The sequence below is a fragment of the Streptomyces sp. NPDC045470 genome, assembly GCF_040646595.1.
Classification (GTDB): Bacteria; Actinomycetota; Actinomycetes; order Streptomycetales; family Streptomycetaceae; genus Streptomyces.
In genome coordinates this window covers 1-24,653 of record NZ_JBEZAN010000013.1, presented here as the reverse complement: position 1 = coordinate 24,653, position 24,653 = coordinate 1, and the positions used below count along the sequence as shown (strand labels likewise).

The window sequence follows — 24,653 nt, the reverse complement described above, 5'->3', positions numbered from 1 at the left end:
GCATGTACACCGCAGTGGGCGCGGCGAACCGTCCCCGAGGGCCGTCCATCGGGTTCGCTTTCCCCCGCCGGGTTCTCCTCCCCTGAAAGGGTCCCGACCATGAAGCACCCCGTCTCCGGCGCCGGCCCCTCCGGTTCCGGAGCCCCCCGCCCCACCGCCGCCCCGGAATCCGCCGGAACCGGCCCCCACGCCGGGCCCGGCGGCCAGGCCCACCACCTCGTCGAGGGCCGCACCATCGACGCCGTGCCGGAGACCGAACGGCACGGCCGCCCGCGCGACCTGTTCGCCGTCTGGTTCGCCGCCAACATCAGCCCGCTGACCATCGTCTCCGGCACCATCGCCCCGCTCGTCTTCGGCCTCGGCCTGTGGCCCGCCGTCGCCGCCGTGACCCTCGGCAACCTGCTCGGCGGTTTCCTGATGGCGCTGCACGCGGCGCAGGGCCCGCGGCTCGGGGTTCCCCAGATGATCCAGAGCCGCGGCCAGTTCGGCAGCCACGGTTCGCTGCTCGTCACGCTCGTGGTCGTCTTCATGTACGCGGGCTGGTTCGCGTCCAACCTGGTCATCGCCGGGCAGGCGCTGAACCGGTCGGTGCCCGCCGTGGCCACCTCCGGCTGGCTGGTGCTGTGCGCGCTGGCCGGGCTGGTCGTCGCGGTCGTCGGCTACCGCCTGATCCACCGGGTCGGGCGCTGGGCCACCGTCGTCACCCTCGCGCTGCTCGCCCTGTGCGCCGTACGGGTGTTCATGGCCCCCGGCGTCCTCGAACGCGCCACGAACGCCACCGGCTTCACCCTCTCCGGCTTCGTCGGCATGACCGCGATCGGCATCCTGCTCCAGATCACCTACGCCCCGTACGTCTCGGACTACACCCGCTACATGCCCGCACACGCCGCGTCCCGCCGCTCCACCCTGTGGTTCACCTACTGGGGCAGCGTCCTGGGCAGCGTGCTGCCGATGTTCCTCGGCATCGTGATGGCCCTGGCGGTGGCCGACGACGCGATCGCCGGACTGGACACCGTCCTCGGCGGCACCCTGTCCGCGGTCGTCCTGTGCTCCTTCGCCGTCATCGTCGTCCACGTCAACTCGATGAACCTGTACGGCACTTCCCTGTGCCTGGTGACCGCCGCCCAGACGTTCCGGCACGACTGGCTGCCGGGCCGACCGGCCCGTACGGCGCTGATCGCGGGACCGCTCGCCCTCGGCCTGACGCTGGCCCTCGCCTTCCAGGACACCTTCCTCGCCTCGTACACCGACTTCCTGGCGATCCTCCAGTACGTCCTGATCCCGTGGACCGCCATCAACCTCGTCGACTACTACCTGATCCGGCGCGGCCACTACCACGTACCGTCCTTCTTCGCCCCCGGCGGCGGCGTGTACGGACGCGTCAACGGCCCGGCCGTCCTGGTCTACGCCGTCAGCTTCGCGCTGGAGATCCCCTTCATGCACACCTCGGCCTACACCGGGCCGGTCGCCGCGGCCCTCGACGGGATAGACCTCTCCTGGGCCGTGGGCCTGCTGATCCCCGGCGTCGCGTACTGGCTCATCGCCCGCCGCCGCACCGCGCCCGACACCCTCGCCACCACGGCCCCCGCCCACGCCCTCCCCCAGGAAGGCTCCTGACCATGTCCACCACCCCCGACTTACGTGCCGAGGCGGCCCGCCTCCTGCACACCAACCGCTACCTCACCCTCGGGACCGCCGGACCCGACGGCACCCCCTGGGCCGTCCCCGTCACCTATGCCTGGGACGACGCGGACCACTTCTACTGGTGGTCCGCGTCGGACGCGGCGCACTCCCGCAACATCGCGGCCAACCCCGCCGTCTCGGTCCTGGTCTTCGACTCCCAGGTGTCCGACGCCGAGGCGCAGGCCCTCTACGGGGAAGGCACCGCCCACGCCCTCGCCCCGGCCGACCTGCCGACGGCCCTCGCGGTCTTCTACGCCCGCCGCTACCCCGACCCCGCCGTCCGCGCCCGCAAGGCCCGCCAACCCGCCGAGTTCCAGGGCGGCTCCCCCAAGCGCTTCTACTGCGCCACCGTCCACGCCTACTCGGCCCTCACCCCCGACCCCCACCCGGTCCACGGCACCACGGTGCCCCACCGGGTCACCTTTCCGTTCACCACGGCGTGGGCGAAGGCGTACGAACCGGGGTGAGACGGCGATCCGGGCCGGCGGTCTCAGGACGACGCGAACGGGCAGCTCCTCAGAGGCACTTACGCCGCCAGGCAAGCAGTCCCACGAGTGCGATCGGCCCGAGGACGGCGGCCTTGACGGCCAGCTTCGTCGACAGCCACGCGAACCAGGGGACCCACAGCCCCCGCCACCAGGCCAGCAACAGGGCCAGGCCCACCACCAGAACGGCACACACCACGGACACCGTGATGCGGGCCGCCCGGTTGCCGAGCTGCTCCGCACGCTCCCCCTCGCTCATGAGGGTGATTCTAAGGATGAGAAGTGACCGGCGGCGGGCTCAGGTGGCGATCTTGCCAAGGATGTCCGGATGGCGTCGGCCGTGCCCCGTAGCCGCTTCGTAGGCGGCACCGACCCGCAGGACGGCCAGGTCGGCGCGCGGCGGGCCGACGATCTGGAGGCCCACCGGGAGGCCGTCCGGGGTGAAGCCCGCCGGTACGGACAGGGCGGGCACGCCCAGTACGGACACGAAGTAGGCCGACCGCATCCAGTCGATGTAGGTGTGCTGCGGCTCCCCCGCGACCGTGGCCGGATACTCCGCCGCCGCGTCGAACGGCGCGACCTGGGACACCGGCGCCAGCAGCACGTCGTACCGGGTGAAGAAGTCGACGGCGCTCAGATGCAGCCGCGCGCGGCAGGCCGTCGCGCGGGCCAGGTCGGGGCCGGTCAGGCGGCGGCCCTGCTCGATGTTCCACGCGAGGCTCGGTTTCAGGGCTTCGCGGGACGCGTCGAGCGCAGCGCCGAGCGCGAGGTCGAAGTGGTGGGCCCGCAGGATGCGGAACACGTCGTCGGCCCCGTCCAGGTCCGGGCAGTCCGCCTCGACCCGGCAGCCCAGTTGCCGGAACACCTCCGCCTGCGGCTCCAGCACCTCCCGCACCTCGGCGTCGACCGGCACCCGGCCGCCCAGATCGGGCGTCCAGGCCACGCGCAGCCCGGCGAGGTCACGCTCCAGCGGCTCCCGGAACGGCTCCCCCGGTCCCTCCAGACTCACCGGGCACCGCGGATCGGGCCCCGCCATGACCGAGAGCAGCAGCGCGGCGTCGGCGACCGTACGGGCCATCGGGCCGGGCACGGTCAGCGTGTCCCACGGATTCCACGCCGGGTACGACGGCACCCGGCCGGGGGTGGGGCGCAGCCCGACGACGTTGCAGAACGAGGCGGGGTTGCGCAGCGAACCGCCCATGTCGGAGCCGTCGGCGAGGGGTTGCAGCCCGGCGGCCAGCGCGGCCGCCGCACCGCCGCTGCTGCCGCCCGCCGAGCGGGTGAGGTCGTACGGGTTGCGGGTCACACCGAAGACGGGGTTGAAGGTGTGCGAACCGGCGCCGAACTCCGGCACGTTGGTCTTTGCGATGCGGATCGCCCCGGCGGCCTGGATGCGCTGGACGAGCAGTTCGTCCTCGTCGGGGACGCTGTCCGCGCGCAGCGGCGAGCCGTACGTGGTGCGCATGCCGCGGGTGAGGTGGGTGTCCTTGAAGGCGATGGGCAGCCCGTGCAGGGGCCCGGCCGTCCCGCCGCGCGCCAGGTGCTCGTCGGCGGCCGCGGCGGCCGCCATCGCGCCTTCGGGATCGAGGGAGACGAGGGCGTTCACGCGTGGGTTGACGCGCTCGATGCGGTCCAGGTGGGCCTGTACGACCTCCCGCGCGGACACCTCGCGGCGGCGGATGCGGGCGGCCAGGTCGGTGGCGTCGGTGTAGGTGAGGCCGGTGATGTCGGCGTCGGTACCGGTGAGGCCGGTGGCGGCGGAAGTGCGGCCGGTGCCGGTGTCGGCGGCGTCGGTGAGGTCGTTGTCACCACTCATACCCGCAACCCAACACCGTCCATCAGCGCACCCACCACCCCCCGGGCCCGCCCGACGGCTTCCTCGTCGCCCGTCCGCAGGCCGCGCGCCCACACCTCCACGGCGTCCAGCGCGGCCAGCGCCGGCAGCGCGTACCGCTCCGCGTCCGTCAACTCCCGCCCGTAACCGCGCAGGAAGGCGGCGCGCAGGGCCGGATCACGCAGGCACGCGCCGTACGCCACCCGTACGAGATCCTCCGCCGCGCACCCCAGCCGCGCCTGCGCGAACCCGGCGAGCGCCAGGCGGCGGCCCGCCGCGTCCCAGAGGAAGTGGTGCTCGCCGACATCGCCGTGCAGGAAGCCCGCGGGCAGCGGCGGGAGCAGGTGGAGCACCGCGGCCCGGTCCAGGACGAACCGCCGCTCCGCCGCGTCGAGCACCCCCGCGTCCGTCAACTGCGCCACCTGCTCCTCGGCGGCGGCGTGCCGGCCGGCGGCCCACCGGTCCGCGCCGCCCACCGGGCCCGCCGCGCCCGCCGGGCCGCACGCGTCGTGCAGTCGGCGCAGCAGCCCGCCCGCCTGCCGGTACAGCTCCGTACGGTCGGCACGGCCGGGCGCGGAAGCGGGCAGACCGGACCCCGGCGCGGCGGTGAGCAGCAGCGCGAGGCGGCCCGGGTCGCTGTCGACGAGGACCGGCGCGTGCGCGTGGCCGAGGGCGGGGACGGCGTGCCGGTACGCGTGCGTCTCACGCGTGTAGCGGTCCGGCGTCGGCGCCACCTTGAGGAAGAACCGGGCCGCGTCCGCGCGCGTCAGCTCCCACACCCGCGCGCCGGCCCGCTGCCGCGAGACGTCGCGGACCTCGGTGATCTCACCGCCGGCCCGGCTGCGGGCCCAGGCGGCGACGGGGTTCGGGACGGTTGGCACAGTTCCTCCTCGGTTGACGCCGGTTCGGACGGGTGCTCGCAGAACGAGGCCCGCGGACCGTCCGTCACGGTCCCACGCGGGCGCCCTCTCGGTCGAAAGTTCGACCGGCCCGTCAACGCGCGACCCGGCACGGGTCGCGCGCGGCACGGTTCACCCGGCCGTGGCCGGCCACCCGATCCGGGGATTGCGGACAGCCGACGGGCTGCCGAATGGCCGGAAGTCGGCAGCGTCGGAACGGTCACCACCCTACGGAGTTGTACAGTTGCGCAATCCAGCAACTTAATCAGCGCTGCGCGGGAGCGCACCGATCCGCCGGGGGGATCCCATGCCAGGCACCGACTCCCTACGGACCGAGGTGGCCGCCGCCTTCGCGCACGCCCTCGGCCAGGCACTCGACTCCCCGGAGGTCAGGGAGGCGATGCGCCGCGTCCCGGGAACCGCCGGCCGGGAACAGTTGCGCACCCAGGCCCACCGGGCACGCGACACCCTCTGCGCCGCGGCGGCACCCGAGTACGAGACGTACGCCCGGCTACGCTCCGCGCACGGCGCGCCGCCCGACGAGACACACCCGCGGTCCCGTACGGCCGCGGACTCCGGCGGCGGCCTGCTGCCCGCCCTCGCCGTCCTGGTACCGAGCCTGGGAGCGGTGGCCGCCGTCCTCTTCCTCGCGATCGGCTTCGGCATGCGGCTCGTCGGCTTCCACCGGCAGTTCGCCGACGAGCTGGTGTACGCGGGCTGGCTCGCCGCGGGCATCGCGGCGGCGGCGACCGTGGCCGGACTGGCCTGGATGCTGGTGACCGCGGCCCGCAACCGCTCGGCGACGACCGCGGACGGCGGCCCGGCCCCGGGTCCTGGCGCCGATGCCGGTACCGGTGCGCGGGACCTGGAGTCCGAGGTGGCGCGGGCCCGCGCGGCCTGGCAGCGCGCGCTGCTGGAGCGCGGCGTCCTGCCGTTCCTGCTGGACCGCATCCGCGCCCAGGAGGAAGAGGCCCGCACCGCCCCGACAGCAGCACCGGCACCCCGCGCCCGTACCCGGCCCGGCTACTCCGCTCCCGAATACGGCAGCCCGGAATACGCCAGCCCCGAGTACGCCAGCCCCGAGTACGCCAGCCCCGAGTACGCCAGCCCCGGCTACGGCAGGCCCGCCTACGGAAGCCCGGCGTACGAAAGCCCGGACCGCCAGGAGCGGTAGCTCTGCTCCCGGGACGGCCCGGACCCGCCGGGACCATCGCTGCGCGGCTACGCGGTGATGGAGAACGCGGCATTCCGGCCCGCGGCGTGCCCGGTCACCTCTACTGTCGCGTCATGGATTTCGACCGGGGTGACTCGAACTGGGAACTGATGCTGGTGCAGCGTCCCACCGGCACACACCTCTCGCAGTCGAGCACCCCGGGCGGAAAGAGCCCGCTGGCGCTGGACGACGACAACAAGCTCGTCACGCACGCCGTGCTGTTCGACGGGACCAAGACGGCTCTGGTGATCCTCGGCGCGGGCGTCGCACTGGGGGCCGCTGCGGTGAAGGCCGCGCCGTACGTCAAAAGCGGACTGACCAGTCTCAAGTCGAAGCTGAGGCGCCGGCCGGAGGAGACCGCCGACATCGAGCCCCCGCTCGCCTCACGGTCGTCGCGGAGGCCGGGCCGGAGCAGCCTGACGTCCCACGGCTGCGCGCTGTCCGACCGTCAGACCTCGTCACGGCGCTCGGGGCGGGGCCGGACCGGTGCCCGGCCGCACGGCACGGGGATCCAGAACTCGTAGCGGTTCACCCCGGATACGGCCGTACCGATGTTCCCCAAGGGGGTTATCCACAGGGCTGGCTGTGATCCACGCCACACAGGCACTATGGGTACATGACCAGGGCCACCGGCCGTGCGCCGTCGGGTCCGCCGCAGCCGTCGCCGCGGCGGTACAACACCGTGCTCCGGCTGTACGACGCGCCGCTGCACCGGGACTGGGCCTTCTGGCTCACCGTCGGTTTCGCCGTCCTGGCGGCGCTCAGCATCGGCACGAGCAAGGAGCAGACGAGCGGTCTGCCCCGCTGGCTGGACACCCTGCTCGCGGTGCTCACCTTCACGCTGCTCTTCGGGGTGGTGCCTGCCTGGACCCGGCTGGGCATCCGCAAGTGGCGGTGGCGCGACCGGCCGAGCCACCCGAAGCCGTCACCCGGCGTGACCCCGGCCCCGGCCACGGCCCCGCGCACCGCCCCACCCGCTCACACCACCGCGACCTTCCACACCGCCCCTCCCCCTCGCACCACCCCAGCTCCCCGCACCGACCCGCCACCCCCTCGCACCAACGCGCCGAGACGCACGCCCCCACCGCCGCCCCACGGACCCGCCCGCCCCGAGTCCGCGTACCCGCCGTCCCCCGACCCGCTGGCCGCCGCCCGCCGGGCCTTCCCGCACCCCGTGGCCCGGACCGTGCACGAGATGCAGCGGGCGCACACTCCCAAGGACCGCCACGAGGCGCTGCTCGAAGCCGGCGAGACGCTCGCCGCCGCCGTCGCCGTCACCGCGGCGGGACTGCTCACGGCGCACGGCGCCGGTGAGCGCAACCTCGCGGAGCTGCGTACCGCCCTCGCCGGCACGGGCACCACCTTCGGCACCTGGACGGTCTGGCTCCACCACCTGTGCAAGGTCGCGCGGGAGCGCACGGACGTGATCCCCGGCCTGGCGGAGGCGCTCCGGGACGACTCCGACATGGCGGCCCGGCCGGACGATCCCGGGCTCGCCCAGCTCCTCGACCGCCTCAAGGGCGAACGCAACCGCACCTCGCACGGCGACAAGCCGCGGACGCAGGAGGAGGCCGCCCTGCGCGTCGCCGAGCATCAGCTCGCCCTCGAACAGGCACTGATGTCCGCCCAGTTCCTGACCGGGCTGCCCTGGCTGCTCACCGTCTCGTGCGCCTACCAGCGCCGCACCGGCACGTTCGAGGTCGTGGCGGACCATCTGATGGGCGACCACCCGGACTTCGACCGCATGACCTTCTCCTGCCCGGCCCCGGTCGCCGACGACACGGTGTACGCCCTCAGTCCGGCGGGCCCGGTCGCCCTGTCACCGTTCGTCGCCAGCCTGTACTGCGCGCAGTGCGGGCGCCGCGAGATCTGCCACGCCAACAACGCGGGGCGCCGCAACCGCCCGGCGGCCTACAAGAGCTTCGGCCGCGGGCACGTCATCCCGTACCCCGAACTGGACGAGGAGATGGCCGCCCTGCCCGGCCCGCGGCCGTCACCCCGTCCGGGACGCCGCGACCCTTAGCTAGTAATGGGATTCATTTTCATATAGCCTCGTCCGGAACCGGCACCGGTTCGTGTCCGCGCAACGCCTCGGGGCGGCGTGCCGCGCACCGCGTGCCCGTCAGCACACCCGCGCCCAGGAGAGGTTCCCGGACCATGGCCGTTCCCAAGCGGAAGATGTCCCGCAGCAACACCCGCCACCGCCGCGCCCAGTGGAAGGCCCGCACGCCCGCCCTGGTCCCGGTGACCGTGGACGGCTCCGTCCGCCAGGTGCCGCGCCGCCTGGTGAAGGCGTACCGGCTCGGCCTGCTGCGCCCGGAGGACTGACCGCCGATGGTCCCGCCGCACCCGGCCGGCCCGCTGCCCGTCACCGTGCTCTCCGGATTCCTCGGCGCGGGCAAGACCACGCTGCTCAACCACGTCCTGCACCAGCGGGCGGGACTGCGCGTCGCCGTGATCGTCAACGACATGAGCGAGATCAACATCGACGCCGCGCTCGTCCGCGGCGGCCGGGCCGCCCTGTCCCGCACCGAGGAACGTCTGGTCGAGATGACCAACGGGTGCATCTGCTGCACCCTGCGCGACGACCTCCTCGACGAGGTCGCCCGGCTGGCCCGTGAGGGCCGCTTCGACCACCTGCTCATCGAGTCCAGCGGCATCTCCGAGCCGATGCCGGTGGCCGCCACCTTCGCGTTCCCGCGCGACGACGGCGCGACGCTGAACGACCTGGCCCGGCTGGACACCATGGTCACCGTGGTCGACGCCGCGCACTTCCACGACGGACTGGCGGGCGGCGACGGCCTGGCCGAGCGCGGCCTCGCCCCGTACGAGGACGACGAGCGGACCGTCAGCGACCTGCTGGTCGACCAGGTCGAGTTCGCCGACGTCATCGTCGTCAACAAGCTCGACCTGGTGGACGAGGCGCGGGCCGCACGCCTGCGGGCCGCCCTCGCCCGGCTGAACCCGGCGGCCCGGATCGTCCCCGCCCGGCACGGCCGGGTGGCGCCCGCCGAGATCCTGGGCACCGGCCGCTTCGACCTGGAGCGCGCCCAGCAGGCTCCCGGCTGGGTCAGGGAGCTGAACGGCGACCACGTACCGGAGACCGAGGAGTACGGGATCTCCAGCACGGTCTTCCGCGCGGCGCGCCCCTTCCACCCCGGCAGGCTCTGGGCCTTCGTCACGGAGGGCATGGACAGCGGGGCGTACGGGGAGATCCTGCGGTCCAAGGGCTTCTTCCGCCTCGCCGCCCGCCCGCACGTGACCGGACTGTGGTCGCAGGCGGGCTCCGTCGCCCGCTTCGAGCCGTCGGGCACCCACGCCCCGGACGGAGCCGGCCGGGACGGGGACAGTGGCCGGGACGGCCTTCCCGCAGACGTCCAGGAACTGGTCTTCATCGGGACCGGGCTGCGCGCCGAAGCCCTGCACGCCGCCCTCGGGGACTGCCTCGTCACGGACGCGGAGACGCGTACGGAGGCGTACGGCGCCGACCCGTTCCCGGCCTGGGCCACGTACGGCGTGGACGACACCTGCGACCACGAGGGCGAACCGGCATGGGCGGGCGGCTGACCCGACAACGCGCCGCCGTGCTGCGCGCACTGGCCGGGTGCCAGGACTTCGTCTCGGCCCAGGAGTTGCACCTGCGTCTGGACGCCACCGGCGTATCCGTCGGCCTGTCCACCGTCTACCGGGCCCTGCACGCCCTGGAGCGGACGGGGCAGGTCGACGTCGTACGGGACGAGGCGGGCGAGCGCCTCTACCGGCCGCGGCCCGCCGACGGCCACCGCCACTACCTGCTCTGCCGCCGCTGCGGCCGCAGCCGCCCGCTGGACTCCGACGTGGTGGAGCGCTGGGCGGATCGGGTGGGCGCGGAGAGCGGCTTCAGCGCCGTCGAGCACACCGTGGAACTCAGCGGCATCTGCGCCCGCTGCACCGGGCTGCACCGGGCGTGCCCATAGCGTCGCGGAGCACGGCGCCCGTGGACGTGCGGCCCGTACGGCGGTGCGTCCCGTTCGGCGATGCGCCCGGCGCCGGACGGCGGGAGACTCGAAGAGGGGGCGCGCGTCCCAGGCGCGTCCAAGGCGACCCCATGGCGAGGAAGGAAAGAAGGCGCCTGCCATGACAGCCACCACCCACACACCGCGTCCGCACCACACCCACGAGCACGGCAGCGGCTGCGGCCACGTCGCCGTGCCCCACGACGACCACGTCGGCTACGTCCACGACGGCCACCTCCACCGCCCCGGCTGCGGCCACGTCGCCGTACCGCACGGCACCCATGTGGACTTCGTCCACGACGGCCACCGGCACGCCGCACACGAGGACCACTGGGACGACCACTGAGGCGCGGCCCGCCCCGAAAATTTTTCCGCCCCACCGGCAACCCCCGTGACTTCCGCACGTCGTGACGGGTGAGGCCGCCGTCCGGCGTCGTCCCGCCGATCGTGGAGCAGCCATCGTGAACGACTCCCGCACCTCCGCCTCGTCCCCCTCGTCCTGCCCGCCCGCCCCCTCGTACGCACCGTCCGGCGGCGCCGGGCACGGGGCCCGCCGCAGGGTACGGAGTGCCGTGACCGCCGGACTGCTGGCGGCAATCGCCCTGTCCGCGTTCTCCCTGACCGGTACGGCGCACGCCGAGGAGCGGGCCCCGAAGGCGAGCGCCCCGGAGGAGGCCGGCTCCGCCCCGCAGCCGGCGCCAGGAACGAGCACCCCGTCCGCCTCGCGCCCCAGCGCCGAGCCCAGCCGCGCGCCGAGCCCCGTGCCGAGCGCGAGCAAGGTACCCGGCCAGGGCTCCGGCAGCGCCGATTCCGCCCGGCCGTCCGACGGCTCCGCCGCGAAGCCCGCCCCCGCGCCCTCGCACGCCAAGGACGAACTCGCCGAGACGGGCACCTCCACGACCACCAACGTGGCGCTGGGCGCCGGAGCCGTCCTGCTGATCGCCGGGGGCGGCGGTGCCGTGTACGCCGCCCGCCGCCGCGACAGCACCGCCTGAGCCACCCGCAGCGCTTCCGACGGCCGAGGAACCGATGGAGTTCACCGCCGCCGCGTCCCTCTCCCCGGCACGGGCCGCCGTGCCGGGGCCTTGGCGCGCCCTGCGCCGGCGCCTGCTCGCCCGCGCCACGGCGCCGCAGAACGCGTACGGGCCGGCGCCCGCCCAGCGGTCCGCCGCCCGGACCGGCCCCACCGGCCCCGTCGGCCCCGTGGGCCCCACCGCCCCCCTCCCCGGTGACGGTCCGGCCGCCCGCCTCCCCGACGAGAGCCCCACCGTCACGGACCTCTACCACGCCCACCGGCTGTCCATGGTGCGGCTGGCGGTGCTGCTGGTGGACGACCGGGCGACGGCCGAGGACGTCGTCCAGGACGCGTTCGCGGCCCTCTACAAGCGCCACGGCGAGCGCCTCGACGAGGTCGACAACGCCCTCGCGTACCTGCGCACCGCCGTGGTCAACGCGGCCCGCTCGGTACTGCGGCGCCGGCGCACGGCCCGCGACTACACACCCCCGCACGAGACGGACGCGCCCTCCGCCGAGGAACGCGTCGTGCTCGACGAGGAGCACCGCGAGGTCCTCGCCGCCCTGGGCCGGCTGACCGCCCGCCGCCGCGAGGTCCTCGTCCTGCGGTACTGGGGCGAGCTGACCGAGGCGCAGATCGCGGCCACGCTGGGCATCAGCCGGGGCGCGGTGAAGTCGATCGCCAGCCGCGCGCTGGACTCCCTGGAGAAGATGCTGGAGGCGCGGCCATGACACCGCACAGGCCGGGGTCGGGAGCCGACCACGAACCGGATTCCGGGCCCGGGACCCGCCCCGTCGAAGCACGGCTGCGCCTCGCCCTCGCGGCCCGCGCCGAACAGATCGACCTCCGTGAGCTGCGGCCCGCCGCACCCCCCGGCCCCTCCGGCCTCCGCCGCGGCGCGTTCCGCGGCCCACGGCTGAGGGTGCGGCGCCTCGTCCTGCCGCTGACGGCGGCGGCCACGGTGGCCGCCGCCGCGGTGGGCTGCCTGGTCCTGGCCCCGGACACCCCGGTCCCGCCGCGCCCCGTGCCCGCGGCGACGCCCAGCCCCGTACCGACCCGCCCCGCGCCGGCCAGTCCCCGACCGGCCGACCCCACCCCCTCGCCGTCGTCCCCCGCCGACGCGGCCACCTCTTCCCCGCCGGAGCGGCCCCCCTCGTCCGGTCCCACCGCGCGGCCCGGCACGCCTGCCCCGCGTACGGCCACCCCCGACCCGAGCGGACACCCCTCCCCCTCGAAGGCACGGCGGCAAGCGTCCGCACCGCCCCCGGCCGGGCCGGTCCGGACGGCGACGGCGGGGCACAGCGCGCCGCGGCCGGGCCGGGCGGCGGCTTCGAGCAGCGCGTCCGGCCACTGAGGAGGGGCGCGCTTAGCACTCACCCCGGATTTCGACCGCCCGGCGCGACGAGCAGTACTCCGATCGTGTCGAATTCCCCCACACCCCATCCTTCACGGACGTTGCGGAATTCGGCCTTCTTCACGCCCTGCCGCGAGCCGCCGCCCCGCCCGCCTCACCCCGCCGAACGCTCATTTCCAGCCGTCCTCGGGAGCACGTCGCGCCACTTCCCCGGGGCGGCGGCCGCCTTTCGGCACGGGGAGCGGCCCTTTCCCCACCACGGCCGCGCCGGACGCGCACCACCTCCCCGGTGCCGCACCGCAGCCGCCGTTCTCCCGCCCCACTCCGGAAATGCCCCTCTTTGCCGTCTTCGCTCTCCGGCCGCATGGCTGCGCCCGGAGCCGGTGGCCCGGTAGGCTTTCCGTGTGATCTTCAAGCGCATCGGAAATGGGCGGCCGTACCCGGACCACGGCCGGGAAAGCACCCGCCAGTGGGCGGATGTCGCCCCTCGTCCGGTACGCCTCGACCAGTTGGTGACGACCAAGCAGCAGCTCGACCTGGAGACGCTGCTCGCCGAGGACTCCACCTTCTACGGCGACCTCTTCGCCCACGTCGTGAAGTGGCAGGGCGACCTGTACCTGGAAGACGGGCTGCACCGCGCCGTGCGCGCCGCCCTCCAGCAGCGCCAGGTGCTGCACGCCCGCGTTCTGGAACTGGGCTGACGCACCGGCCGGCCCCTCCGGTACGGGTGGCCGACGTACGGGGCCGCGGGCCCCACGGCCGCCGCCCGACACGGTCCGCCCCCCGATCGGCGCACGGCATTGGCCCTTTCGGGTGGGCCTCACGACGCGTATTGATCATTTGATAGGCACGGGACCGGCCCCGCACTACGCTGCGAACATGAGCATGCTGACGCCCCCTGGCATGGGCGGTAAGAAGTACCGCATCACGGGCGACAGATATCCGCGGATGCGCCGCCCCCGTCACCGCCGGCGGATCGCCCTGGCGATCACCGCCGCCGTCTGTGCCCTGGCCCTGGCCGGCTGGGGCACGTTGCAGCTCATCGACGTCTTCGGCGGCCGGGGCGGTACGGCCCAGGCCGCGCAGGACAAGAAGAAGTGCCCCGGCAAGGGCGGCGGGGACGGCACGCAGCCGGCCGGCGCCCTGGTCGCCGGTACGGGCAAGGCGTTGCCCAAGCCCGCCGACGTCACCGTCAACGTCCTCAACGCGACGGCCCGCGGCGGCCTCGCCAAGACGACCGCGGACGAGCTGAAGAAGCGCGGCTTCAAGGTCGGCAAGGTGGGCAACGCCCCGCCCGCGTACGACAAGAAGATCAAGGGCACCGGCGTGCTGCTGGGCGCGCGGACGACGTCCGAAGGCGCTCAGAAGGTGCTGGGCACGCAGCTCGCCGGCGCGGAGCTGAAGACCGACACCCGTAAGACGGGCGACGTCGACCTGCTCATCGGCGAGACGTTCAAGGCGCTGGCCGAGCCGGCCGCGGCCCAGAAGTCGCTCTCCGCGCTGACGGCACCGCCCAGGACGGACCCGCACTGCCGGAAGTGACCGGCCCGGGCCGGACGCCCGCACGGGACGGGACGAGCGCCTCCCCACCCGGCCCGGAAGCTCACCGGCCTCCGCGGACCGGTCTCAGCCCGCCGTGCCGTACATCCGGTCGCCCGCGTCGCCCAGGCCGGGGACGATGTAGCGGTCGGGGTCCAGGCACTCGTCCACGGCCGCCGTGACGACCGTCACCGGCGCGCCGGCCAGCTCGCGTTCCATCACCTCGACACCCTCGGGCGCCGCCAGCAGGCAGATCGCGGTGACGTCGTCCGCACCGCGGTTGATCAGTTCCCGGATGGCCGCGACCAGCGTGCCGCCGGTGGCCAGCATCGGGTCGACCACGTAGACCTGGCGGCCCGAGAGGTCGTCCGGCATCCGCGTGGCGTACGTGTGGGCCTCGTACGTCTCCTCGTTGCGGACCATGCCCATGAAACCGACCTCGGCCGTGGGCAGCAGCCGGACCATGCCGTCCAGCATCCCCAGACCGGCCCGCAGGATCGGCACGACCAGCGGCCGGGGGTGGGACAGCCGCACTCCGGTGGTCGCCGTCACCGGGGTCTCGATGTCGACCTGCTCGGTCCGCACATCGCGGGTGGCCTCGTAGGCGAGCAGGGTGACCAGCTCGTCGGCGAGACGCCGGAAGGTCGGGGAATCGGTGCGCTTGTCGCGCAGGGTAGTGAGTTTGTGCGCCACCAGCGGGTGGTCGACGACGTGGATCCGCATGACATCGACAGTAGCCGAGGTCACGGGCGCCGGTGCCCGCCCGTCCGCGCCGCGCGGCCCGGAAACCGATTCCGTCCCCGATGGCATCGAACCACCGGTCCGGGGGAAAGTGGGCACAAACGCCCGGTCCGCGGTACCGGCGCCGGGCATGGACCTCGTCCCAAGGCGGTGTACGGCGTGCCCGACGGGAATGGGAGCGGCAACGGAACCGGGGCCGGACGCGGTGCCGGACGCGGTGGGAACGGCGGGGGCGGCAGCGGATCCGCGAGCCGGCGCCGGGCCGGCAGAGGCGCCGGCGCCGGTCCCGTACGACCGTCCCGGGAGCCCCGGGGACCCCGGGATCGCCGAGAAACAGCCACCACCGAAGAAGTCGTTCCCGAAGAAGTCGCCCCCGACGAAGGCACTCCCGACGAAGGCGCCACCGGCGGTGAGAACGACGCGGCGCGCCGACGGCGACGCGCCCAGTTCCTGCGCGATCTCAGCGAGGCCAAGGAACTGCGCGACCGCGTCCAGCCGCGCCGCGCCCGGGCCGCACGGATGCGGCAGGCCATGAGAATGCGCACGTTCCGCTGGTAGCCGAACGTCACTTTTGCCCCATCAGAACCTCTCGTCCCACAAGACGTGAGCCACATCTCTCATAACGCCCGCACGACGCAACGCCGAAGACCCCGCGCAATCGCGTTGTTTCTGCCACGATTCCGATGGGCGGGGACCTGCGGCGCCGAGGCGCCGCCCCGTCCGGCCCGGCACGCCTATGACCAGTGGGAGAGTCACGGTGTACTTCGCCGCACTGCTCGCGCGCACCGAAGACGGGTGGGAAGCGAGCGACACGGAGCTCGACAATGTGGAGACCCTGACCGATCTGGCCGACCTGGCCCGTGAGGCCGCGGTCGACGACGACACGGTGGTGGCATACATCGAGCAGGAAGGCACGTGGTTCGGCGTCGTCCGTGTGGACGGCGAGGACGATCCGCGGATCTTCATCTCGAACGCCGCCGCCGCTGCCCGCAGCTCGTACGGTGCGATGCTCACCGACGAACTGCTCGGCCGCGACGAGGACGGCACCGACGACCTCGACAGCCTCGACCTGGACGGTACGGAGGACGGCGAACCCGACCCGGCGGACGGCACGGGCGAGGGCGACGAGACGGCGACGGCTTCCGACGCCCCCGCGCCACCCCCGGGGCCGCTCGGTGACCCGGGCCTGCTGACCGACCTGGGCATCGGCGACAAGGAGCTGCTCGCGCTCGACACCGACGCGCTGTCCGAGATCGCCGACGCCCTCGGCTGCACGGACGTCCTGGAGGCCGTGAGGTAACGCCCGTCACGGACACTGGAAGGCATGACCGCCTCCTTGCCCGACCCCCTCCACACCCCGGCGCCCGACCCGCTGCGCGATCCCTGGACCGCGGCGATGCGACGGGCGCTGGACGAGGCTGCCCGTGCCCCCGGGACCGGTGACGTCCCGGTGGGCGCCGTCGTGCTGTCCCCCGACGGCACGGTCATCGGCACCGGCCGCAACGAACGCGAGGCCACCGGCGACCCCACCGCGCACGCCGAGGTCCTCGCCATCCGCGAGGCGGCGCGCACCCTGCGCAGCACCCCTGCCGACGGCGGACGGCAGGCCGGCGACTGGCGGCTGACCGGCTGCACCCTCGTCGTCACCCTGGAACCGTGCACGATGTGCGCGGGCGCCATCGTCCTGTCCCGCCTGGACCGCGTCGTCTACGGGGCGGCCGACGAGAAGGCGGGCGCCGCCGGCTCCCTCTGGGACGTCGTACGCGACCGCCGCCTCAACCACCGCCCCGAGGTGATCACCGACGTCCTGGCCGCCCCCTGCGCCGCCCTCCTGACCACCTTCTTCCGCTCCCGCTGACCCCCGCCCACCCCCACCGCCGGATACCGATTTCGGCGTACGGCCCCCCGTGGGCTAGAGTTCCTCTCGGTAGCGTGTCCGAGCGGCCGAAGGAGCGCGCCTCGAAAGCGCGTGAGGGGGCAACTCCTCCGTGGGTTCAAATCCCACCGCTACCGCTTGTAACACCCCTCTGATCTGCGGAGACGCGGTCAGGGGGGTGTTTTGCGTGGTGTATGTGCAGCACGGTGGTGTTGCACGTTGCCACACACGTGACCCGGATGGACGCTGTGTCCCTTGAGAACTCGGGGCTTCGCGCCGTCTCCTCCTGTGGGATCCGGTCCCACAGATCCCACAGGAGGCTTCCCGCCCGACGGCCGTCCACTTCCGCCGCCAACCGCTAGAGCAGCCGCAGGACCGGCCGGGTGTCCGGCATGCCCAGCAGTTCCCTGACCTTTCGGCGGAAAGGCGTTGGCGCGCAATTCGAATGCCGGTGCGGTCTGTGATGGAAGCGTCGGATGTTCGACCCGCCGGGCTTTCACTCACGCGCATCAACGGCGCCGAAGCTCCATTCTGCGGGCACTGCCCGCAACCACACTTGCCGATGCCCGGAAAAGGTTCATAGATCAGTTCGTATCCCTGCACCTACAGTGGAGGACGTCAGATCACCACGGCGTCGCTTCGCCCACTCTTTCCGACACCCAAGTTGAACCACAGGCGAGACATCTGACGGGACCAAGCCCCGCCGCTACCGCTCACAGTGCTCTCCTGGGCAGGGTTGTGTGTGCGGGTTGCACGTGCGGCACGGCGGTGCTGTGCGAGTACCCCTGCGTCGAGGCCGCATAAGAGATTGCCTCCTTGTGCATCCGCCACCCCAAAGATTGCACGGGCGCGCCCCGCCTGCACAGCGATACCGCAGCTCTCATGTGACGGATCAGGCGTGGGGTTGTTCGATACAGCCTGCGCATTCAAACAATTGTGGCCCAACTGCCAGACGGAACGGTTTCTCATGAAGGGCGAACAAGGCACGAGAATACTGACGAACAATGTAAGGTACGGACGCTCCAGCCATCCGTTCGGCGAACCATCGCACCGGCTTCAACCAAAGAGAACATCGCGTGGGGAATAATTTCTCGGTCGACACCGGAGAATTGGGCGACTTCATGAGAACACTCAAAAAAGCCCATGATTCGCTAGAAGAAGTACGGAAGCATATGAACCAGGTCACATCGGACCCCATGGGGACCGACGACCTGGACCAAGCCTGCAACGACTTCCAAGAGCACTGGAAGTACGGTTCCGAACAGATCGCAGAGCAGACCAAGAAACTCACCGACTCCGTCAGTAAGACCAAGCAGAATTACGAAGAGGTCGAACAGGCCTTGGAGGACGCTTTCAAGAAAGCCGCAGGAAAGGCACGGTCGAAGTGACACAGCCATACCCTCATCTGGGCTTCAACCCCGCTCCCGGAAACATCAGCGCCGTCTCGGCCCTGAAGGCGAAGCTAACCGCCTCGGTAGACACTTTGGCGAAGGCGCATCGATTGGTGCAGCAGTTGCAGTCCTGCAGTTCGTGGGAGGGCGATGCTGCCGTCGCCTTCCGTGAGGAACTGGACGGTGTACTTCCGGACAACCTCAAGAAAGCCCATACATCCCTGCTGAAGGCGGCAGATGCCCTAGATGGCTGGGGCCGTGCCTTGCATGGCTACCAAGGCGATGCGAAGAAACTGGATGCAGAAGCCAAAGCCGCGCAGGACAAGTTCGACGTTGCCAAAGAGCGGGAGAAGAACGCCAGCAACAACCCGGACCTGAAACTGGCGCACCAGACATTCGATGACGCAGCATCACTGCAGAACGCGCAGGCCCGGCTGGACAAGGCCACGGCGGCGCTCAACGACGCACGTGGCTCCGTCACCGATGCACAAGATCACCTCTCGTCCATCAAGCGGCGAGCCCGCGACCTGGAAAGCGAGCACTCGTCCACAGCGCGAAGTAAGGCCAACTCGATCCGCGACGCGACAGACAAACTGGCGCCTGAGGAGCCCGGCTGGTTCGGCAAGGCCATGGACTGGCTGGACGACAACCTCACGGATGTGCTGGGCACGGTCGCTGCGATCACAGGCCTCCTCGCATTGATCTTGAGTGGCCCCATAGGCGTGGCGTTTCTCCTGATTGCCGCCACAGCGAGCGCAGCCACTCTGGCCTCCCGTCTGTCGGACCCTGCCGTCAGGGCCTCGCTCAAGGACGCATTCACCAAGGGCGAGTTCGACGCTGACTTCTGGAGCAACGCGGTAGGGGTGGCGGGGGACACCCTGGGAATGGTGCCTGGAGTCGGCGCCGTGGCGCGTGGCATCAATGGAGCAGCCCGCTCGGCCGGAGCGGCAACCGAGGCTCTGACCCTCACCGACCACCTGGCAAGCGCAGGAAGCAAGACGTGGTTGGCCGCGAACCGGATCGCTGGGGCCGATAACCCTCTGACCACTTGGGTGGTCAGGGGCGCCGCCAATCCTGAGCGAGCCGGGCGGATGATCGATCTCGGCGTCGCCGGCGCTGGGGCCGCCACCGGCACGTACGGCACAGCCAAGGACCTGATCGGCGCTTTGGACGACGACACCGTCAACAGCGTGGGTACTGGCATGGATGGCGCCCGCGCCGGCAGTTTCGACGGCGCTGGCCACGGCGCCACTGCCCTGAAAACCCTGAAGGTGCTTCTCGATGTCGGCCACTGAGGGAAACATGGATGATTTCGCCATCGCTGGATCGGCGATGAGTGCCGAATGCGACATCTGGTTCGCCTTGCCGCCCGGGTTTGTCGAAGTGCCGCTGGTGCCCGATTCCGAAGCACCGGCGGAGGGTTTGGAGTTGCTCTCCACAGTGGTACCGGAGGAGCAGTACCGGGCGTTCCGCGAAAGCATTGGAGAAGCCCGCGCCATGGGAGGGCTTCTGGCGCATAGCGGCGCCGCCCATCTCTCGATAGGGGTGCACCACGACGAGGCGGACGGCGTTGCGCACTCCGTGTTTCTGATCAAGTGGGAAGAGCTGCCGTGGACCCCACCGAAGCTCTCAGCGGCGAAGGCTTCGCTGGCATCCGCAGGAGCTCGCAGCGCCGACCTTGTCGATCTGCCCTGCGGTCCGGCGGCTGTGGTGGAGATGGTGGGTCAGCGCGAGGGCCGAGAAGTCTTCCAGATGACCGCCTGTCTGCCGCATCCCGACGGCTGTCGTGTCGCTGTGCTGGCGCTGAGCACGACGAGTAAGTCCGACCACGAGCACTACCGCGACGTGTTCCACGGCATCATCCGCATGGTGAGCTTCGACAATCCTCTTCCGCCGCACATGCGCGAGCGGATGCCGGAGACCCGGGAAGTCGCCGCCGCGCGAGACACCTTCGGCTGACGAGAAACTTGTGAGGTCAGATATGACGTCTCCGGTGCACTACAAGACGGCCTGGGAAGACCCGGACACCCGCCGGGTGTGGCGCCGTGCCGCGATGTCTCGGTGTGCCGCTCTGCTGATCTGGCTGCTGGGTTTCTTCGCGTGGCTCTTCGCCGTCGTCATGACGCCGTCCTGGCTGCTGGTGTTGTGGATGCCGATGCTGTGCGTCGGCATCTGGTATGCCCTGCTCGCGGTGATCGCGGCAGCCTCCCTGACACGAACACTCCGGGTGCTGCGCGTCTACCCGTGGCAGGTGGGCATCGCCGAGGCCCGGCCGAAGAAGAATGGCAGTACGCAGTTCGTCGTGCCGGACCCGGAACGGCCGGAGAAGACCGTAAGCCTCCGCTATGGCGGTCTGATCGGGACGAAAGGGCACTTCTGGGTACGCGCGGTGAAGTCCGGGCGGGCCACCGAAGCGTGGTTCGCAGGCGACCCTCGGTACCTGGGCGTCGTCGCGGCCCCTGGGCCACGGCGTCTCCTGTGGGTCGCCCAACGAGAGGCGACGGACTCCCGGATGTCCCCGCGCAAGAGGGGCGTCAGCCCTGGGGCACGAGCCCTGGCGCGTGCCGCTGGAGCACGGGTCGGGGCAGACTGACCGCAGCTCACATACCTCCTTGAACGATAGGTATGGGGGTCTTCCGAGATAACGGTTGATTCGGTGACGATGACCGTGTTGCACGTGCAACACGGAAGCAGAGCTTGAGGGGCCGGACAGGACCCGACAGCATCGAAGCGGCACCTGATCTGCGGAAACGCGGTCAGGGGGGTGTTTTGCGTGCTGCCCGGGGGCTCATGTCGCCCGCGCCGCCCGCCCCTCGCGTCCAGCGTGCGAAGCGCGGGCGGTGGCCCGGTCCCCTACGGCCTCGCATGCGAGGGCAGCGTGAGTATTTCGGCTCCGTCGTCGGTGATGGCGATGGTGTGCTCGCTGTGTGCGGTCCGGCAGCCCGTAGCGCTGCGCAGCGTCCAGCCGTCGGCGTCGGTGACGAGGGTGGCGGTGTCGGCCATGATCCAGGGTTCCAGGGCGAGCAGCAGTCCGGGGCGCAGCTTGTATCCGCGGCCGGGCCGTCCGGTGTTCGCGACGTGCGGGTCCTGGTGCATGGTCGAGCCGATGCCGTGGCCGCCGAACTCGGTGTTGATCGGGTAGCCCGCCTCGCCGAGGACCGTGCCGATGGCGTGCGAGAGGTCGCCGATGCGCGCCCCGGGCCTGGCGGCGGCGATGCCGGCGGCGAGGGCGCGTTCGGTCGTCTCGATCATCGCGACGCTCTCCGCCGGTCTGGCCTCGCCCACCAGAAAGCTGATCGCGGCGTCCGCGGCCACCCCGCGCTTGGCCACGGCGAGGTCGAGGGTCAGCAGATCCCCGTCCGCCAGCGTGTAGTGGTGCGGCCGCCCGTGGAGCACCCCGTCGTTGACGGCCGTGCAGATGTAGTGACCGAACGGGCCGCGCCCGAAGGACGGCGCGTAGTCGACGTAGCAGGACTGCGCCCCCGCCTCGGTGATCATCTCCTTGGCCCACTGGTCGATGTCCAGCAGGTTCGTCCCGACCGTGCTGCGCTGCCGCAACGTGTGCAGGATGTCCCCGACCAAGGCGCCGGCGTCCCTCGCACGCTCAAGGCGTGCGGCGTTCAGGATCTCGATCATGGTGGCCTCTCGCGTACGTCCAATAACTATCCCGGTCTAACTATACCGGTATTAGAATGGGCCCATGGTCAGGTTGCCGCTCACCCCCGCCGAGGTAGCACGCGGACAGCGCCTCGGCGCCCTGCTCCGCCAAGCCCGGGGCTGCCGCTCGATGCTGGACGTGGCGCTCGCCTCCCACATCTCGCCGGAAACCCTCCGAAAGATCGAATCCGGCCGCGTGGCCACCCCCGCCTTCCCGACCATCGCCGCGATCGCCGACACCCTCGGCCTGTCTCTCGACGCCCTCTGGGCCGAGATGAGCCGGGTGGAGGAAACCGCCGAGGAACAGTCGGTCCTGCCGGTCACACGGCATCCCTCGCTCGCTTCGTAACGCCGCGCTCGGAGAGTCGGCGGTTCACCGGCCGCGCTGCTCGGCCGGCGAAAAACGTGTGGGGGCAGGCGTCGTCGCGCCCCCGGGCCGAGGCGCCTGGTGCCGGTCGCCCGACGGGAGGCGACGGGCTCCCGGCCGTCGCCCCGCAAGAAGGGCGTCAGCCCTGGGGCAGGAGCGCCGGCACGTGCCGCCGGAGCGCGGGTCGGGACGGACTGATCGCGGCGTACGTGGCTGTCAGCGCGCCGGGACGGTGACTTCCTGGGTACCGAGGACGGCCAGCAGGTCGAGGAGGCCGGCGCTGTCGGTGCCGGCCGCGGGGGTGAACCAGAGGAGGCGCTGTCGGCCGTCCTCGCTGAACAGGTTGAGGCAGTTGACCTCGATCAGGCCGAGTGCGGGGTGGTCGATGCGTTTGCGGTCGTCGCGCCGGAACGCCACCTCGTGGTCGGCCCACAGAGCGGCGAATTCGGAGGAGGCGGCCAGCAGCGAGCTGATCATGGAGCGGACTTCGGTGTCCTTGGCGTCGCGCCGGGCGGCGGCTGCCCGCAGGTCGGCGACGAAGGCCCGCGACTGGCCCGGGTGGTCGGCCTCGGGGTACAGCCGCCGGGAAGCGGGTTCGGTGAACCAGCGGTACACGAAGCTCGCCCGAGCGCCCCGCAGGCCGGAGTGGTCACCGAGCAGCGCCACCGCCGGCCTGTTCTGTACGAGGGTGACGTGCAGGTCAGTGATGACCTGTGCGGGTGTCGAGGTCAGGCGGGTGAGCAGGTCGAGCATGCCGGGATGGACGTGCGAGGCGGGTCCGCCGTGCGCGGGGACCGGGCGGTCGGCCAGGCGGTAGAGGTAGTCGCGCTCGTCGGCGGTCAGGCGCAGGGCCCTGGCCAGCGCGGCGATCATCTGTTCGGAGGGCTGGGATCCGGCGCCGCGCTCAAGTTCGTTGTAGTAGTCCGCCGACGCGCCGGCGAGCTGGGCGACCTCCTCACGGCGGAGTCCGGGCACCCGGCGGCGGGGCCCGTGGGCGAGTCCCACGTCGGACGGTCGGATACGGGCACGCCGCGAGCGCAGGAAGGCCCCCAGCTCGGTGTATTTCGCAGACCCCATGCCTGGCATTGTGCGCCCGGCCGGGCCGGCGACCCAGGGGATGCCATCCCCTGGTTACGTCGCCCGGCACCGCGCATCGTGGAGGCCATGACGGCAAACCATCCCCCTCCCGCCCATGTACCAGCCCCTCCCGTACCGGCTACCGCCACGGCGGGCGGGCGGGTCGCCGTCGTCACCGGCGGATCGCGCGGCATCGGCCGGGCGGTCTGCCGCAGGCTCGCCCAGGACGGTCTGGCCGTCGTGGTGAACTACGCCCACGACGCGGCTGCCGCCGAGGCGACGGCGGCGGCGGTCATCGCCGCCGGTGGGCGGGCCCTCTGTGTACGGGCGGACGTGGCGGACGAGGACGCGGTCACCGCCCTGTTCGACCGGGCGGAGCGGGAGTTCGGCGGTGTGGACTCCGTGGTGAACTGCGCCGGGCGGCTCGCCCTGTCACCGATCGCCGAACTCGACCTGGCGGTGCTCGACTCCGTACACCGCACCAACATCCGCGGCACCTTCGTCGTCGCTCAGCAGGCCGCCCGCCGACTGCGCGCGGGCGGCGCGTTCGTGGGGTTCTCGACCTCCGTGGTCGGCACCCGGTTCCCCGCTTACGGCGCGTACGCGGCGAGCAAGGCGGCCGTCGAGGCGCTCACCCTGATCCTCGCCCGCGAGCTGCGCGGACGGGACATCACCGTCAACACCGTCGCCCCCGGCCCCACGGCCACGGACCTGTTCCTCGAAGGCAAGACGCCTGGGCAGGTCGAGCAGCTCGCCAAGGCCCCGCCCCTGGAGCGGCTGGGCACCCCCGAGGACATCGCCCAGGTGGTCGCCTTCCTCACCAGCCCGGCAGGGCACTGGGTCAACGGCCAGATCCTGCGGGCCAACGGCGGCCTGGTGTGACCGGGAACGACACGTGCTGCGGGTCGGCTGCTCCTCGTCCCGTGACGGTTCCCCGCCCTCCCTGACGCCTGCTTCACCGCCGAGCCGATTCCCCGCCCCCCCCCACTCCGGAAGAGCCGGAAGAAACCACATCAAGGAGAAACACCCATGCCTTTCGCCCACTTCAAGGTTCCCGCGGGCACCGTCACCGCCGACGACAAGAAGAAGATCGTCGAGCGCACCACCGACCTGTACGCGGAGATCTACGGCGAGCGGGCCCGCCCCACCACCGTCGTCCTGGTCGACGAGGTCGCCGACGGCGGCTGGGGCGTCGCCGGCGACGTCCTGACCGCCGCCATGCTCAACGGCGAAGCCTGACGAGGCAGGAGCCCGGTCCGCGCGGGAGCATGCGGGCCGGGCGAGTCGTGCGGTCGGTGGGTGCGGCAGTGCGGTGGGGTCAGCCGATGGGGTTGACGAAGGTGGCGGGGTGGGTGGCGCTGCGCTGGTCGACGAGGGGGCCCCAGGGCCATTTCAGGGTCAGGGAGGTGGTCTCGTCGGGCGGGGTGACGGCGACGGTCCGGGGCAGCCAGGAGTCTTCGGCGTTTTCCTGGGCCGTGCCGAGGTTGAGGGTGAAGTCGGTGCTCTCGCCGGGGGCGAGGGTGATCG

The 24,653-nt window shown here is 72.1% G+C and carries 30 protein-coding genes and 1 tRNA gene; 24 read left to right on the top strand and 7 right to left on the bottom strand.

The window, feature by feature from the left end:
- Nucleotides 1-99: 99 nt before the first annotated feature.
- Entirely contained in the window at nucleotides 100-1,617 is a 1,518-nt protein-coding gene (locus tag AB0A97_RS28930; RefSeq protein WP_361155334.1) for a cytosine permease, read from the top strand.
- Nucleotides 1,618-1,619: 2 nt separating this feature from the next.
- Nucleotides 1,620-2,150 carry a pyridoxamine 5'-phosphate oxidase family protein gene (locus AB0A97_RS28925; RefSeq protein ID WP_361155332.1) on the top strand — a complete coding sequence of 177 codons (531 nt, stop codon included), beginning with the start codon at nucleotides 1,620-1,622 and terminating at the stop codon, nucleotides 2,148-2,150.
- Nucleotides 2,151-2,199: 49 nt separating this feature from the next.
- On the opposite strand, the gene AB0A97_RS28920 is transcribed toward AB0A97_RS28925, so the two are convergent.
- Genes AB0A97_RS28920 through AB0A97_RS28910 form a run of 3 tightly spaced genes read right to left on the bottom strand, consistent with a single transcriptional unit; the run spans nucleotide 2,200 to nucleotide 4,883 of the window.
- Nucleotides 2,200-2,427 carry a hypothetical protein gene (locus tag AB0A97_RS28920; protein WP_361155330.1) on the bottom strand — a complete coding sequence of 76 codons (228 nt, stop codon included), beginning with the start codon at nucleotides 2,425-2,427 and terminating at the stop codon, nucleotides 2,200-2,202.
- 39 nt (nucleotides 2,428-2,466) lie between these two features.
- Nucleotides 2,467-3,984: an amidase gene (locus AB0A97_RS28915; RefSeq protein WP_361155328.1), complete on the bottom strand. Its 1,518-nt coding sequence runs from the start codon at nucleotides 3,982-3,984 to the stop codon at nucleotides 2,467-2,469.
- Nucleotides 3,981-4,883 (bottom strand): aminoglycoside phosphotransferase family protein, encoded by a 903-nt coding sequence (locus AB0A97_RS28910; protein ID WP_361155327.1) that lies wholly within the window; start codon nucleotides 4,881-4,883, stop codon nucleotides 3,981-3,983. Before AB0A97_RS28910 ends, AB0A97_RS28915 begins: the two co-directional genes overlap by 4 nt.
- Nucleotides 4,884-5,208: 325 nt before the next feature.
- On the opposite strand from AB0A97_RS28910, the gene AB0A97_RS28905 reads away from it, so the two are divergent.
- The 12 genes from AB0A97_RS28905 (at nucleotide 5,209) to AB0A97_RS28850 (ending at nucleotide 14,020) form a co-directional block, all read left to right on the top strand.
- Entirely contained in the window at nucleotides 5,209-6,075 is an 867-nt protein-coding gene (locus tag AB0A97_RS28905; RefSeq protein WP_361155325.1) for a hypothetical protein, read from the top strand.
- 113 nt (nucleotides 6,076-6,188) lie between these two features.
- Nucleotides 6,189-6,638, top strand: coding sequence for a hypothetical protein (locus AB0A97_RS28900; RefSeq protein ID WP_361155323.1), 450 nt, complete (start codon nucleotides 6,189-6,191; stop codon nucleotides 6,636-6,638).
- A 92-nt stretch (nucleotides 6,639-6,730) separates the two neighbouring features.
- Nucleotides 6,731-8,137, top strand: coding sequence for a hypothetical protein (locus AB0A97_RS28895; protein ID WP_361155321.1), 1,407 nt, complete (start codon nucleotides 6,731-6,733; stop codon nucleotides 8,135-8,137).
- Nucleotides 8,138-8,271: 134 nt separating this feature from the next.
- Nucleotides 8,272-8,442, top strand: coding sequence for a 50S ribosomal protein L32 (rpmF, locus tag AB0A97_RS28890; protein ID WP_361155319.1), 171 nt, complete (start codon nucleotides 8,272-8,274; stop codon nucleotides 8,440-8,442).
- Nucleotides 8,443-8,448: 6 nt separating this feature from the next.
- The gene (locus AB0A97_RS28885; RefSeq protein WP_361155317.1) at nucleotides 8,449-9,681 is read left to right on the top strand and encodes a GTP-binding protein; all 1,233 of its coding nucleotides are present in this window, start codon (nucleotides 8,449-8,451) and stop codon (nucleotides 9,679-9,681) included.
- A complete protein-coding gene (locus AB0A97_RS28880; RefSeq protein ID WP_361155315.1) occupies nucleotides 9,666-10,070 on the top strand; it encodes a Fur family transcriptional regulator in 405 nt (134 codons plus the stop codon). The genes AB0A97_RS28885 and AB0A97_RS28880 overlap by 16 nt, the downstream gene beginning before the upstream one ends.
- 160 nt (nucleotides 10,071-10,230) lie before the next feature.
- Entirely contained in the window at nucleotides 10,231-10,455 is a 225-nt protein-coding gene (locus AB0A97_RS28875; RefSeq protein ID WP_361155313.1) for a hypothetical protein, read from the top strand.
- A 115-nt stretch (nucleotides 10,456-10,570) separates the two neighbouring features.
- The gene (locus tag AB0A97_RS28870) at nucleotides 10,571-11,104 is read left to right on the top strand and encodes an LAETG motif-containing sortase-dependent surface protein (protein WP_361155311.1); all 534 of its coding nucleotides are present in this window, start codon (nucleotides 10,571-10,573) and stop codon (nucleotides 11,102-11,104) included.
- Nucleotides 11,105-11,138: 34 nt separating this feature from the next.
- On the top strand, nucleotides 11,139-11,855 hold the full coding sequence (locus AB0A97_RS28865; RefSeq protein WP_361155309.1) for a sigma-70 family RNA polymerase sigma factor: 717 nt from the start codon (nucleotides 11,139-11,141) through the stop codon (nucleotides 11,853-11,855).
- The gene (locus AB0A97_RS28860) at nucleotides 11,852-12,478 is read left to right on the top strand and encodes a hypothetical protein (RefSeq protein WP_361155307.1); all 627 of its coding nucleotides are present in this window, start codon (nucleotides 11,852-11,854) and stop codon (nucleotides 12,476-12,478) included. The genes AB0A97_RS28865 and AB0A97_RS28860 overlap by 4 nt, the downstream gene beginning before the upstream one ends.
- A gap of 404 nt (nucleotides 12,479-12,882) precedes the next feature.
- Nucleotides 12,883-13,179, top strand: a complete 297-nt coding sequence (locus AB0A97_RS28855; RefSeq protein WP_003986294.1) for a type II toxin-antitoxin system VapB family antitoxin — start codon at nucleotides 12,883-12,885, stop codon at nucleotides 13,177-13,179.
- Nucleotides 13,180-13,357: 178 nt separating this feature from the next.
- Nucleotides 13,358-14,020 (top strand): LytR C-terminal domain-containing protein, encoded by a 663-nt coding sequence (locus AB0A97_RS28850; protein WP_361155304.1) that lies wholly within the window; start codon nucleotides 13,358-13,360, stop codon nucleotides 14,018-14,020.
- Between the two features lie 84 nt (nucleotides 14,021-14,104).
- Here the strand turns inward: AB0A97_RS28850 and upp are convergent, their stop codons facing one another.
- Nucleotides 14,105-14,740 (bottom strand): uracil phosphoribosyltransferase, encoded by a 636-nt coding sequence (upp, locus tag AB0A97_RS28845; RefSeq protein WP_030018025.1) that lies wholly within the window; start codon nucleotides 14,738-14,740, stop codon nucleotides 14,105-14,107.
- 754 nt (nucleotides 14,741-15,494) lie between these two features.
- Here upp and AB0A97_RS28840 point away from each other — a divergent pair.
- The 7 genes from AB0A97_RS28840 to AB0A97_RS28810 all read left to right on the top strand — a co-directional run bounded on the left by AB0A97_RS28840 (nucleotide 15,495) and on the right by AB0A97_RS28810 (nucleotide 20,618).
- Nucleotides 15,495-16,058 carry a hypothetical protein gene (locus AB0A97_RS28840; RefSeq protein WP_361155302.1) on the top strand — a complete coding sequence of 188 codons (564 nt, stop codon included), beginning with the start codon at nucleotides 15,495-15,497 and terminating at the stop codon, nucleotides 16,056-16,058.
- A gap of 24 nt (nucleotides 16,059-16,082) precedes the next feature.
- Complete coding sequence (gene tadA, locus AB0A97_RS28835; RefSeq protein WP_361155301.1) at nucleotides 16,083-16,616, top strand: tRNA adenosine(34) deaminase TadA; 534 nt, start codon at nucleotides 16,083-16,085, stop codon at nucleotides 16,614-16,616.
- 68 nt (nucleotides 16,617-16,684) lie between these two features.
- Nucleotides 16,685-16,771, top strand: a tRNA-Ser gene (locus AB0A97_RS28830).
- 939 nt (nucleotides 16,772-17,710) lie between these two features.
- A complete protein-coding gene (locus tag AB0A97_RS28825; RefSeq protein WP_361155299.1) occupies nucleotides 17,711-18,022 on the top strand; it encodes a hypothetical protein in 312 nt (103 codons plus the stop codon).
- Nucleotides 18,019-19,320, top strand: coding sequence for a hypothetical protein (locus AB0A97_RS28820; protein ID WP_361155297.1), 1,302 nt, complete (start codon nucleotides 18,019-18,021; stop codon nucleotides 19,318-19,320). Before AB0A97_RS28825 ends, AB0A97_RS28820 begins: the two co-directional genes overlap by 4 nt.
- Nucleotides 19,307-19,984: a hypothetical protein gene (locus tag AB0A97_RS28815; RefSeq protein WP_361155295.1), complete on the top strand. Its 678-nt coding sequence runs from the start codon at nucleotides 19,307-19,309 to the stop codon at nucleotides 19,982-19,984. The genes AB0A97_RS28820 and AB0A97_RS28815 overlap by 14 nt, the downstream gene beginning before the upstream one ends.
- 34 nt (nucleotides 19,985-20,018) lie before the next feature.
- Entirely contained in the window at nucleotides 20,019-20,618 is a 600-nt protein-coding gene (locus AB0A97_RS28810) for a hypothetical protein (RefSeq protein ID WP_361155293.1), read from the top strand.
- Nucleotides 20,619-20,878: 260 nt separating this feature from the next.
- Here the strand turns inward: AB0A97_RS28810 and map are convergent, their stop codons facing one another.
- Nucleotides 20,879-21,661, bottom strand: coding sequence for a type I methionyl aminopeptidase (gene map / locus AB0A97_RS28805; protein WP_361155291.1), 783 nt, complete (start codon nucleotides 21,659-21,661; stop codon nucleotides 20,879-20,881).
- 64 nt (nucleotides 21,662-21,725) lie between these two features.
- On the opposite strand from map, the gene AB0A97_RS28800 reads away from it, so the two are divergent.
- Complete coding sequence (locus tag AB0A97_RS28800; protein ID WP_361155289.1) at nucleotides 21,726-22,031, top strand: helix-turn-helix transcriptional regulator; 306 nt, start codon at nucleotides 21,726-21,728, stop codon at nucleotides 22,029-22,031.
- 234 nt (nucleotides 22,032-22,265) lie between these two features.
- Here the strand turns inward: AB0A97_RS28800 and AB0A97_RS28795 are convergent, their stop codons facing one another.
- On the bottom strand, nucleotides 22,266-23,135 hold the full coding sequence (locus tag AB0A97_RS28795) for a helix-turn-helix transcriptional regulator (protein WP_361155287.1): 870 nt from the start codon (nucleotides 23,133-23,135) through the stop codon (nucleotides 22,266-22,268).
- A 78-nt stretch (nucleotides 23,136-23,213) separates the two neighbouring features.
- Here AB0A97_RS28795 and AB0A97_RS28790 point away from each other — a divergent pair, with 78 nt between their 5' ends.
- Both AB0A97_RS28790 and AB0A97_RS28785 read left to right on the top strand, forming a co-directional pair.
- Nucleotides 23,214-24,008, top strand: coding sequence for an SDR family oxidoreductase (locus AB0A97_RS28790; RefSeq protein ID WP_361155285.1), 795 nt, complete (start codon nucleotides 23,214-23,216; stop codon nucleotides 24,006-24,008).
- A gap of 147 nt (nucleotides 24,009-24,155) precedes the next feature.
- Nucleotides 24,156-24,365, top strand: a complete 210-nt coding sequence (locus AB0A97_RS28785) for a tautomerase family protein (RefSeq protein WP_361155283.1) — start codon at nucleotides 24,156-24,158, stop codon at nucleotides 24,363-24,365.
- Between the two features lie 79 nt (nucleotides 24,366-24,444).
- Here AB0A97_RS28785 and AB0A97_RS28780 read toward each other — a convergent pair.
- A partial coding sequence (locus tag AB0A97_RS28780; RefSeq protein WP_361155281.1) for a DUF4232 domain-containing protein occupies nucleotides 24,445-24,653 on the bottom strand: 209 nt, incomplete at its 5' end.